Annotated in this window: 8 protein-coding genes; 2 read left to right on the plus strand and 6 right to left on the minus strand. The window is 72.4% G+C overall.

All coding sequences use genetic code 11. The features are described from left to right. Positions 1–5: 5 nt before the first annotated feature. The 5 genes from ASC82_RS15995 to ASC82_RS16015 form a co-directional block, all read right to left on the minus strand. A complete protein-coding gene (locus ASC82_RS15995; RefSeq protein WP_056647784.1) occupies positions 6–1,142 on the minus strand; it encodes an XdhC/CoxI family protein in 1,137 nt (378 codons plus the stop codon). Between the two features lie 41 nt (positions 1,143–1,183). Next, complete coding sequence (locus tag ASC82_RS16000) at positions 1,184–2,656, minus strand: NCS2 family permease (protein WP_056647786.1); 1,473 nt, start codon at positions 2,654–2,656, stop codon at positions 1,184–1,186. A gap of 267 nt (positions 2,657–2,923) precedes the next feature. Then, positions 2,924–5,311, minus strand: a complete 2,388-nt coding sequence (gene pucD / locus ASC82_RS16005) for a xanthine dehydrogenase subunit D (RefSeq protein WP_056647789.1) — start codon at positions 5,309–5,311, stop codon at positions 2,924–2,926. A 2-nt stretch (positions 5,312–5,313) separates the two neighbouring features. Then, a complete protein-coding gene (locus ASC82_RS16010) occupies positions 5,314–5,910 on the minus strand; it encodes a (2Fe-2S)-binding protein (protein WP_056647792.1) in 597 nt (198 codons plus the stop codon). 2 nt (positions 5,911–5,912) lie between these two features. Then, positions 5,913–6,803: a xanthine dehydrogenase family protein subunit M gene (locus tag ASC82_RS16015; RefSeq protein ID WP_024760265.1), complete on the minus strand. Its 891-nt coding sequence runs from the start codon at positions 6,801–6,803 to the stop codon at positions 5,913–5,915. Positions 6,804–7,110: 307 nt separating this feature from the next. Between ASC82_RS16015 and ASC82_RS16020 the strand changes: the two genes are divergently transcribed. Together ASC82_RS16020 and ASC82_RS16025 are read left to right on the plus strand one after the other, a co-directional pair. Beyond that, positions 7,111–8,808, plus strand: a complete 1,698-nt coding sequence (locus ASC82_RS16020) for a PucR family transcriptional regulator ligand-binding domain-containing protein (RefSeq protein ID WP_024760266.1) — start codon at positions 7,111–7,113, stop codon at positions 8,806–8,808. A gap of 314 nt (positions 8,809–9,122) precedes the next feature. After that, positions 9,123–9,911: a hypothetical protein gene (locus tag ASC82_RS16025; protein ID WP_056647796.1), complete on the plus strand. Its 789-nt coding sequence runs from the start codon at positions 9,123–9,125 to the stop codon at positions 9,909–9,911. 91 nt (positions 9,912–10,002) lie between these two features. On the opposite strand, the gene ASC82_RS16030 is transcribed toward ASC82_RS16025, so the two are convergent. Next, positions 10,003–11,661, minus strand: a complete 1,659-nt coding sequence (locus tag ASC82_RS16030) for a hypothetical protein (RefSeq protein WP_056647799.1) — start codon at positions 11,659–11,661, stop codon at positions 10,003–10,005. Between the last annotated feature and the right edge of the window lie 3 nt (positions 11,662–11,664).

Raw genomic sequence — 11,664 nt, forward strand, 5'->3', positions numbered from 1 at the left:
GCTCCCTAGGCGACGGACCCTATGCGGCCGTCGGGCTCCCGGGGGCCGTCGTGGTGGATCGGGGTGTGCGCGCCGGTGAGCGAGGCGCCAGTGCCGCCGCGCCGGTTGGCGACGATCTCGGCGCCGATGGACAGGGCGGTCTCCTCCGGCGTACGCGCGCCGAGGTCGAGGCCTATCGGGGAGCGCAGCCTGGCGAGTTCGAGCTCGGTGACGCCGACCTCACGCAGGCGCTTGTTGCGGTCCTCGTGGGTGCGGCGGGAGCCCATCGCGCCGATGTACGCGACGGGAAGCTTCAGGGCGGCCTTGATCAGGGGCACGTCGAACTTGGCGTCGTGGGTGAGGACGCACAGCACGGTGCGGCCGTCGACCTCCGTGGACTCCAGGTAGCGGTGGGGCCACTCGACGACGATCTCGTCGGCCTCGGGGAAGCGGGCCGGCGTCGCGAAGACGGGCCGCGCGTCGCAGACGGTGACGTGGTAGCCGAGGAACTTGCCGACCCGTACGAGGGCGGCGGCGAAGTCGATGGCACCGAAGACGATCATGCGGGGGGCGGGGACGGAGGACTCGACCAGGAGGGTCAGCGGCTGTCCGCAGCGGCTGCCGTCCTCGCCGATCTCCACGGTGCCGGTGCGGCCCGCGTCGAGCATCGCGCGGGCCTCGCCCGCCGCGGTGCGGTCCAGCTCGGGGTGGCCCCCGAGCCTTCCCTCGTACGAGCCGTCGGGGCGGACGAGGAGTGCGGTGCCCCGCAGCTCGTCCGGCCCGCCGACGATCCGGGCGAGGGCCGCCGCCTCCCCCGTGGCGGCGGCCGCGAGCGCGTCGGGGAAGACCCCGCCGCGGACCGGGGTGACGAGGATGTCGATGATGCCGCCGCAGGTCAGGCCGACCGCGAAGGCGTCCTCGTCGCTGTAGCCGAACTGCTCGACGACGGTCCGGCCGTCCTCGATGGCCTGCTGACACAGCTCGTAGACCGCGCCCTCCACACACCCGCCGGAGACCGAGCCGATCGCCGTGCCCTCGCTGTCGACGGCGAGGGCGGCTCCGGGCTGCCGGGGCGCGCTGCCGCCGACCGCCACGACGGTGGCGACGGCGAACGTGCGTCCCTGCTCGACCCACCGGTGCAGCTCTTCGGCGATGTCCAGCATTTCGGTCTCCTTGGGTGTGTGCGGAGGGCGACGGTACGACGTCAGCTGACGCCCAGCCAGCTCTCGATCGGGTGAAGGGCGAAGAACACGATGAAGATCGCGGTCAGGCACCACATGAACGCGCCGACCTCGCGGGCCTTGCCCTGCGCCACCTTGATGACGGTGTAGGCGATGACGCCGGCGGCGACACCGGGGGTGATGCTGTAGGTGAACGGCATCAGCACGACGGTCAGGAAGACCGGGATGGCGACGGAGCTGTCGCCCCAGTTCACGTGCTTGGCGTTCATCATCATCATCGCGCCGATGACGACCAGGGCGGCGGAGCCGACCTCGCGGGGCACGATCTGGGTGAGCGGCGTGAAGAAGAGACAGGCCGCGAAGAACAGGCCGGTGATGACGGAGGAGAAGCCGGTACGGGCGCCTTCGCCGACGCCGGTGGCGGACTCCACGAACACGGTCTGGCCGGAGGCGCCGGAGACGCCGCCGATCGCGCCGCCCGCGCCGTCGATGAACAGCGCCTTGGAGAGGCCGGGCATGCGGCCCTTGTCGTCGGCCAGGTTGGCCTCGGTGCCGACGCCGATGATGGTGGCCATCGCGTCGAAGAAGCCGGCGAGCACCAGGGTGAAGACGATCACGCCGACGGTGATGTAGCCGACGTCGCCCCAGCCGCCGAAGTCGACGTCGCCGAAGAGCGAGAAGTCCGGGGTGGAGACCGCGCTGCCCTTGAGCTCGGGAGCGCCGTTGGCCCAGGCGCCCGGGCCCTTGGCCGGGATGTCGGCGACCGCGTTGACGATCAGCGAGATGATCGTGCCGGCGACGATGCCGATGAGGATCGCGCCCGGGATCTTCCGGGCCTGGAGCGCGAAGATCGCGAGCAGGGTGACGGCGAAGATCAGCACGGGCCAGCCGACGAGTTCACCGCCGGATCCCATGGTGATCGGGGGGCCGAACTGCGGGCCCGCGCCGACGAAGCCGGCCTTGTTGAAGCCGATCAGCGCGATGAAGAGGCCGATGCCGATGGTGATGCCGTGCTTGAGCGCGAGGGGGATCGCGTTCATGATCATCTCGCGGAGACCGGTGACCACCAGGAGGCAGATCACCAGACCGTAGACGACGCACATGGCCATGGCCTGCGGCCAGGTCATCTGGGGCACGACCTGGGTGGCGAGCACACCGGAGACGCTGAGACCGGCCGCGAGGACGAGCGGCACCTTGCCGATGAAGCCCATCAGCAGGGTGGTCACCGCCGCCGCGAGCGCGGTCGCCGTGATGACGGCGGAGGAGCCGAGGACGTTCTTCTCGACGTCCGGGCCTCCGAGGAGGATCGGGTTGAGCAGGAGAATGTACGCCATCGCCATGAAGGTGGTGACGCCGCCGCGGATCTCCGTCGCGACGGTGGATCCTCTCTCCGAGATGTGAAAGTACCGGTCGAGCCAAGAGCGGCCGGCGGGGACGTTGGAGCCGGAGCCCGCGTCCTCCGATGCGGTCTTGGGCTCCACAGACGACTGGGTCATGGGGCCTACTCCCAAGGTTCAAAGGGGCACCCGCATCAGACTTCGAAGGATTCTGATCTGGTTGAAGCTGCGGGATTTGGGATGCTGCGTGGGCTGCACGACCCGGGGGACGGCCCGAGACGAACGAAGTGAATCGGTACTGCGGGGTACTACGGGGGTACTGCGGCGGTGCTGGTACTGCGGGTACTGCGGGGGGGGGAAGTACTCCGGGCGGTGCGGGCGGGGAAGGTGTGACGTTCCTGGGAGGCACGCACCGCCCGGAGAGTCCTACAGGGTGCCAGTGAGCGCCTCGGGGCGGACCGGCGTCTTGTTGAGCTCCAGGCCCGTCGCCGCCCGGATCGCCGCGAGGACGGCCGGGGTGGACGACAGGGTCGGGGCCTCTCCGATGCCCCGGACGCCGTACGGCGCGTTGGGGTCGGCCAGCTCGAGGTAGTCGACCGGGATGGTCGGCGTGTCGAGGATGGTCGGGATCAGGTAGTCCGTGAAGGAGGGGTTCCTGACCTTCGCGGTCTTCGGGTCGACGATGATCTCCTCCATCACCGCGACGCCCAGGCCCTGGGTGGTGCCACCCTGGATCTGGCCGATCACGGAGAGCGGGTTGAGCGCCTTGCCGACGTCCTGGGCGCAGGCCAGTTCGATGACCTTGACCAGGCCGAGCTCGGTGTCGACCTCCACCACCGCGCGGTGCGCGGCGAAGGCGTACTGGACGTGGCCGTCGCCCTGGCCGGTGACGAGGTCGAAGGCCTGCGTGGGGCGGTGCCGCCACTCCTCCTCGACCTCCACGGCCTGGCCCTCCAGGACGTCCGCGATGGTGGCGAGGACGTCGCCGCCGTCGGTGACGACCTTGCCGGCCTCCAGGAGGAGTTCGGCGTTGGCCCACGCCGGGTGGTACGAGCCGAACTTGCGCCGGCCGATCTCCAGGACCTTCTCGCGGACGATCCCGCAGGAGTTCTTGATGGCGCCGCCGGTCATGTACGTCTGGCGGCCCGCGGAGGTCGAACCGGCCGAGCCCACCTGCGTGTCCGCGGGGTGGATGGTGACCTGCTGGACACCGAGCTCGGTACGGGCGATCTGCGCGTGGATGGTGACGCCACCCTGGCCGACCTCCGCCATGGCGGTGTGGACCGTGGCGACGGCCTCGCCGTTGATGACCTCCATGCGGATCTTGGCGGTCGAGTAGTCGTCGAAGCCCTCGGAGAAGCCGACGTTCTTGATGCCGACCGCGTAGCCGACGCCCCGCACGACGCCCTCGCCGTGCGAGGTGTTGGACAGGCCGCCCGGCAGCGCGCGGACGTCCGCGCCCTCGCCGGCCGTCTCCCACTGGCGCTCCGGCGGCAGCGGGCGGGCCTTGACCAGGCGGAGGAGCTCGGCGACCGGGGCCGGCGAGTCCACGACCTGGCCGGTCGGCATGATCGTGCCCTGCTCCATGGCGTTGAGCTGGCGCAGCTCCACCGGGTCCATGCCCAGCTTCGCCGCGAGCTTGTCCATCTGGGCCTCGTAGGCGAAGCAGGCCTGGACCGCGCCGAAGCCGCGCATCGCGCCGCAGGGCGGGTTGTTCGTGTAGAGGCCGATCGCCTCGATCTCGACGTCCTCGATGACGTACGGGCCGACCGAGAGGGACGAGGCGTTGCCGACGACCGATGCCGTGGACGACGCGTAGGCGCCGCCGTCGAGCACGATCTTGCACTTCATGTGCGTGAGCTTGCCGTCCTTGGTGGCGCCGTGCTCGTACCAGAGCTTCGCCGGGTGCCGGTGGACGTGCCCGAAGAAGGACTCGTACCGGTTGTAGACCATCTTGACCGGCTTGCCGGTGCGGAGCGCGAGGATCGAGGCGAGGATCTGCATCGAGATGTCCTCGCGACCGCCGAACGCGCCGCCGACGCCCGCCATCGTCATGCGGACCTTCTCCTCGGGCAGGCCGAGGCAGGGCGCGATCTGCTTGAGGTCCGAGTGCAGCCACTGGGTGGCGACGTACAGGTCGACGCCGCCGTCCTCGGCCGGTACGGCGAGGCCGGACTCCGGGCCGAGGAAGGCCTGGTCCTGCATGCCGAAGGTGTACTCGCCCGTGACGATGACGTCGGCCCGCTTGGCGGCCTCGGTCGCGTTGCCGCGGATGATCGGCTGGCGGTGCACGATGTTGGGGTGCGGGACGTGACCGGAGTGGTGGTCGTCGCGGTTCTCGTGGACCAGGATCGCGTCCGGAGCGGTGGCCGAGGCCTCGTCCGTGATGACCGGGAGTTCCCGGTACTCGATCTTGATCTTCGCGGCGGCGCGGCGGGCGGTCTCCGGGTGGTCGGCGGCCACGAGGGCGACCGGCTCACCGTGGTGACGGACCTTGCCGTAGGCGAGGACCGGGGTGTCCTGGAACTCCATGCCGTAGTTCTTCGCGGCCGGCAGGTCCTCGTGCGTCAGGACGGCGTAGACGCCGTCCATCAGGAGGGCCTCGGTGGTGTCGATGGACACGATCTCGGCGTGCGCGACGGTGGAGCGCAGGATCTGGCCCCACAGCATGTCCTCGTGCCACATGTCCGAGGAGTAGGCGAACTCGCCGGTGACCTTGAGGGTTCCGTCCGGGCGGAGGGTGGACTCGCCGATGCCGCCCTTGACGTGGTTCTGGGTGACGTCGCGGGGGATACCCGTGGTGGTGCCAGCCATGATCAGACCGCCTCTCCCTGACGCTCCTGGCGAGCGGCCGCGAGGCGGACCGCGTCGAGGATCTTCTCGTAACCGGTGCAGCGGCAGAGGTTGCCGGAGAGCGCCTCGCGGATGTCCGCGTCCGTCGGGGACGGGTTGCGCTCCAGCATCTCGTCGGCAGCGACCAGCAGGCCCGGGGTGCAGAAGCCGCACTGGACGGCGCCCGCGTCGATGAACGCCTGCTGGATCGGGGAGAGTTCGACACCCTCGCCGGTCTGCGAGTCCTGACCGGGCTTCGCCTCCCACCGCTTGGCGGCGTCGAGCGAGGTGCCACAGGTGCCCGCGGCGCAACCGGCGTGCTCCGCACGGTCCTTGGCGAATTCGGCGAGGCCCTCGACGGTGACGACCTCGCGGCCCTCGACCTGACCGGCGGCGACGAGGCAGGAACAGACCGGCACGCCGTCGAGGCGGACCGTGCAGGAACCGCACTCGCCCTGCTCGCAGGCGTTCTTGGAGCCGGGCAGGCCCATCCGCTCACGCAGGACGTAGAGGAGGGACTCGCCCTCCCAGACGTCGTCGGCTTCCTGGGGACGGCCGTTGACCGTGAAATTGACGCGCATGGTTATGCAGCTCCCTCAAGCGTGCGGCCGCTTCCGCGGTACTGCTCCCAGGTCCAGCCGAGCTGGCGGCGGGCCATGATGCCGACGGCGTGACGGCGGTACTTGGCGGTGCCTCGGACATCGTCGATCGGGTTGGCGGCACCCGAGCAGAGGTCGGCGAACTGCTTCGCGATCGACGGGGTGATGATCTTGCCGTTGTCCCAGAAACCGCCCTCCTCCAGAGCCGCGTTCAGGAAGGCCTCGGCCTCCTTGGCGCGGATCGGGGTCGGCGCGGCCGAACCGATGCCGGTGCGCACCGTCCGGGTCTCCGGGTGCAGGGCCAGGCCGAACGCGCAGACCGCGATGACCATCGCGTTGCGGGTGCCGACCTTGGAGTACTGCTGGGGGCCGTCCGCCTTCTTGACGTGGACGGTCTTGATGAGCTCGTCGGGCTGGAGCGCGTTGCGCTTCACGCCCGTGTAGAACTCGTCGATCGGGATGAACCGGCTGCCGCGGACCGACTCCACCTCGACCTCGGCACCCGCTGCGAGCAGGGCCGGGTGGGCGTCACCGGCGGGCGACGCGGTGCCGAGGTTGCCCCCGACGCCGCCGCGGTTGCGGATCTGCGGGGAGGCGACCGTGTGCGAGGCGAGCGCCAGGCCGGGAAGCTCGGTGCGCAGGTTCTCCATGATCTGGGTGTACGGAACGGACGCGCCGAGGCGGACGTTCTCCTCGCCGACCTCCCACTCGCGCAGCAGCTCGATACGGTTCAGGTCCAGGAGGTACTCGGGGCGCCGGTGGTCGAAATTGATCTCGACCATGATGTCGGTGCCACCCGCAATGGGCACGGCCGTGGGGTGCTCGGCCTTGGCGGCGAGCGCCTCCTCCCAGCTGGCGGGGCGAAGGAAGTCCATGGTGGCTCTCTTCTAGTGCTTCTAGTGATCGGGGGTCGAACGGATGGGCCCGGGGGGACGGCCGGCCCTCGACTTCTTATTCATGTGCTGTTAACGCGGTGTGTGGCCTAGTACACAAGCCCACCTTCGCCCGGGTGCAGTCACCGAAAACATGAAGGAGTTGGCTGGTGCCCGTCGTCGTCTTGTAGATTCGAACGAAAGGCGGGGAACAGCAACCTCTCCGTTTTCCCCTGGAAACGGTGGCACCACGCCACCGTCGACAACGCGACACCCACGACCACCCACACGAAGGAACGGCGGCGACACGATGCGGCTGCGCGCACTGCTGGAGAACGACGCGCTGGGGCTGCGCCTGCTCGGCGGCGAGGACGAGCTGGACCGCACCGTCCGCGGCGTGATGACGACGGACCTCAAGGATCCCAGCCGGTACCTGTCCGGGGGCGAGCTGGTGCTCACGGGCCTCGCCTGGCTGCGGGACGCGGCCGACGCCGAGCCCTTCGTCCGGATCCTGGCCTCGGCCGGGGTGGCCGCGCTCGCGGCGGGCGAGGCCGAGCTCGGGGACATCCCCGACGATCTCGTACAGGCGTGTTTGCGCCATCGGCTGCCGCTCTTCGCGGTGAACGAGACCGTTGCGTTCGCGACGATCACCGAACACGTTGTTCGACAGGTCTCCGGCGAGCGGGCGGGCGACCTGGCCGCCGTCGTCGACCGGCACCGGCGGCTCATGACCTCCGGCCCGGCGGGCGGCGGCCCCGAGGTCGTCCTCGACCTGCTCGGCTCCGACCTGGACCTCCGGGCCTGGGTCCTCTCCCCCACCGGCCGCCAGATCGCGGGCGCCGGCGAGCCCCTCGACAGCGGGCTCGCGGCGACCCTGGCGGGCGAGCACCTGGCCGCGACCCGGACCGGGCGGCGCGGCCCGCACCGGCTGAACGCGGCCGGAGCCACGTACTCGCTGTTCCCGATCCGCAACACCGGCCGGGGCCCCGCCCCCGCCTCCAGGGACGTCCGCGAGACGGTCCTGTCGGACTGGCTGCTGGCCGTCGAGGCGGACGCCGGGGACTGGCCCGCCGCCCGGCTGGACCTGCTCCAGGGCGTCACCCAGCTGATCGCCGTCGAGCGGGACCGGCGCGACGCGGCCCGTACGGTACGGCGCCGGCTCGCCCAGGAGGTCCTGGAGCTGGTGCAGACGGGCGCCGCGCCCGCCGAGATCGCGGCCCGCCTGCGGGTCGCGGCCCCCGTGCTGCTGCCCGGGCTCGGCACGGCCCCGCACTGGCAGGTCGTCGTCGCCCGCGTCGACTGGGAGCAGGAGGCCGGCCAGGGCACCCCCGTGGACGGCGGCCCGGTCGCCCAGGCGCTCCTGGAGGAGATCCTCGTCGACCCGGCGACCGTCGGCGCCGAGTCCGCGGACCGGATCGCCGTCGCGCACAGCGGCGACGAGGCGATCGCCCTGGTCCCGCTGGCCACCGCGCCGCTGCCGGACAGCGAGGACGAGGGCCAGCCGACCGCGCTGGGCCTGCACGCGGACGCGCTGCTCGCCGCCGTACGCGCCCCGCTCTCCGCCGGCCTCGCCGACGACGGGCGGCTCACGCTCGGCGTCAGCGCGGCCGTGCACTCGGCGGAGGGCCTGCGCGGGGCCCTGGAGGAGGCCAGGCACGCCCGCCGGGTCGCGGCGGCCCGTCCGGGCCGGGTCTGCGCCGCGGGCCACCACGAGCTGGCCTCGCACGTCCTGCTGCTGCCGTTCGTCCCGGACGACGTCCGCCGCGCCTTCACGGCCCGGCTGCTCGACCCGCTGCGCGACTACGACCGCCGCCACCGCGCGGAGCTCATCCCGACCCTGGAGGCCTTCCTCGACTGCGACGGCTCCTGGACGCGCTGCGCCACCCGGCTGCACCTGCACGTGAACACGCTGCGCTACCGGGTGGGCCGGATCGAGCAGCTCACGGGCCGCGACCTCTCCCGTCTGGAGGACAAGCTCGACTTCTTCCTCGCCCTCCGGATGAGCTGATCCACAGGAGCCGATCCACCGGCGCCCCTTCCGGCGAATTCACTCTTTCGGAGGAGTCCACGGGAGTGACATCCGGGCTGGTGGCGACCCGTCGGCCGGCGTGGCCGACGGGCCTCGCCGGGGCCTGATCCCGGGCCCGAAGGCGATCTGACGGACTGTCGGCCCCTCCCCGGACGGTGGCGTCCGCACGCACCGGACTCTTGTGAATTCTTTCACCTGACCCCTTGGCCAGGTGCTCCCCTTCGTGCTGAGATGCGGGTCTCACTCAACAGCTCAATGGCGCGCTCGGGGAGGGCAATGTGGCGGATACCGCCATGTCTGGTTCCGAATCAAGGGGTGGCGAAGATCCGTCCCTCGCCTACGGCAAGGAGACTCCCGTGGAGACCGCCATATGGCGGCTCCGCTCCCGAGGTTGTTGGACGGACGCGGCAGCGCTGCTCGCCCCGTACGCGACCGAACCGGCCGCCGCGCTCGAACGGGCGGCCCTGCTGATCGAGCGCTGTCTCTACACCGAACAGGGCTGGGCCGACGCCGAGGAGGCCCTCCGGGCCGCCGAGGCGGTCGCCCGCACCGACGAGGAGCGCGGGGCCGCCGCCTGCGAACGCGGCTATCTCGCCTACGCGTCCACGCTCCTCGGGGTGCGCGACCGGGCCGACGAGGCCCGGATGGCCCTGGGGCGTGCGGCCGCCCTGATCGGCCCCTCGGCCGGCGGCCGGCCCCTGCTGGACTTCCGGCGCGGGCTCGTCGCACAGAACCTCGGCGACTCCCCGCAGGCGGCCCGTGCCGCGTACCGCAGGGCGCACGCGGGGGCGGAGGATCAGGGGGATTCCCTCCTGCTCTCCTCCACTTGGCGTCATCTCGCCGGACTCGCGCTGCGGGAAGGGGAGTTGGCGGAGGCGCGGCACGGTTTCGCCGAATCACTTCGGATCCGCGAGGAGTTGGGGTACCTGGTCGGCACGGCCCCGGCCCTCACGGCGCTCGCCGACACCGAGACGGAACCGGAGGCAGGCCGGCTGCGGGCCGAGGCGAGGCGCCTCTTCCGGCTCCTCGGCGGCGTGCCGACCTGGCTCTCGGCCCAGCTGACCCCGCGCACCGCGACCTGAAATCACCGACGGGAACGTCGAGATGACGCTCCCTCGGCTCTTGTGCGATGTGCCCCTCGCGCGGCGACGCGCGGGGCACATCGCCGCGTCGCTACAGCGAGCCGTCGGGCCGCGGGACGTACGGGGATGCCGGTACGAGGCAGATCAGGCTCTCGTCGGTGCCGACGAGCAGCGCGCCCGCGCCGGTGACCGCGACCGCGCGGACCGGGGGGCCGGGGCGGAAGGAGAGCGTCGGGCCGCCTTCCGGGCGGTGGAGCTCGACGAGGCCGTCGGCCCAGGCCGCGGCGACCACGGGGCCGTGCGGGGTCTCCGCCGCGTGCAGGGAGACGACCGGGGAGCGGCGTTCCGCGAGGGGTTCGGGGCGCGGGTCGCGGCCCGGGGTCCAGAGCCGTACCGTCCCGTCGGCGCCGCCGGAGCACACGAAGGGGGTCTCCGACTCCACGGCGGCGACCGCCGTGACCCGGCCGCTGTGCGGGGCCGCCTGGTGGAGGCCGGTGAGGCCGAAGGCGTGCACGGAGCCGAGCCGGTCCCCCACCACGACCGAGCCCGCGATGGCCGCGAGGGCGGTGCCGGGGTGGCGGGCCAGGGTCTTCGAGACGGCCTCGGTGAGGCGCTCCAGGTACGGGGCCCTGGGCACCGTTCCCCGGACGGAGTGCAGCCTGCCCCGGTCGTCCAGGAGCAGGACCGTGCCGTCCGGGGCGGGCGCGAGCGCCGTGACCCGGCCGGAGACGGTGTGCGGGAGGCGCCCGGCGGAGCTCGCGTCGGCCTCGTGGAGCAGGCGGACGGTGCCGGTGCGGTCGCCGACGAGCAGCGTGCCCTCCAACGGGCCGCCCGCGGCGCCGAGTACGGCGACGGGGCCCGGCCAGGGCGGTGTCAGGTCGCCGCGGTGGCGGGCCCAGCGGAGCCGCCAGGAAGCACCTTCCGCGAGCTCGGCCAGCGCGGGCCGCAGCCGGGGATCGGCGCCGTCCCCGAGCGCGGCGAGGAGCACCAGCGCCCGCTCCGCCGGGTCCTGGGCTCGGCAGAGCGACTGCCCGGCCCGCAGCCAGGCGGTCCTGAGTCCGCCGCGGTCGTCAACGGCGGCCGCGCTGGAGCCTTCACCGGTTCCGGTGACGTACGCCGTGGTGACGAGCAGCGGGTCGGCGGCGCACACGGCGAGCGGGTCGGAGAGGTCGGGCAGCGGGCGTACGGGCTCCGCGGCGGCGCCGTCGTCCTCGGCGTGCTCGCCTTCGAGCTCCACGACCGTCGCCCGGCGTGCGGCGCGCAGGGTGTCGGGGGCCGGGCTGTCGCTGCGGGCCTCGACGACGAGCCGCACCCGGCCCACCCCGGCCAGTTCGCCGATGAGCTCGGTCAGCGCGGCCGGTTCGGCGGCGGCGTGGAGGTCCGTGAGCAGGAGGACGGCCCGGCCCGAGGGGCGCTCCTCGCTGGTGGCGAGGGCGCGGACGAGTTCGTCGGGCGACCTGGCCACCACACCGAGCAGGTCGGCGATCGTCCAGGTCGCGCCGAGCGCGCTCTGCCCGGCCAGCGTGACGAGGACCCGGGGCGTGCGGCGCCGCCGACGGCCGGCGCGCGGCTCGTACGCGGCGAGCCAGTCGAGGAGAGCCGTCTTGCCGCTGCCGGGGGCGCCGGTGACGAGACAGAGCCGGGGAGCCTCGGGGTCGGTGAGCCAGCCGAGCAGGGCCGCGGCCTCTGCTTCCGTACCGGTGACGGCTCGGCGTCCCTCCCGTGCCGGGGGCGGGGTCGCGGACGGCATGGG

The sequence above is a fragment of the Streptomyces sp. Root431 genome (assembly GCF_001426585.1).
In the GTDB taxonomy this organism is placed as follows: domain Bacteria; phylum Actinomycetota; class Actinomycetes; order Streptomycetales; family Streptomycetaceae; genus Streptomyces; species Streptomyces stackebrandtii.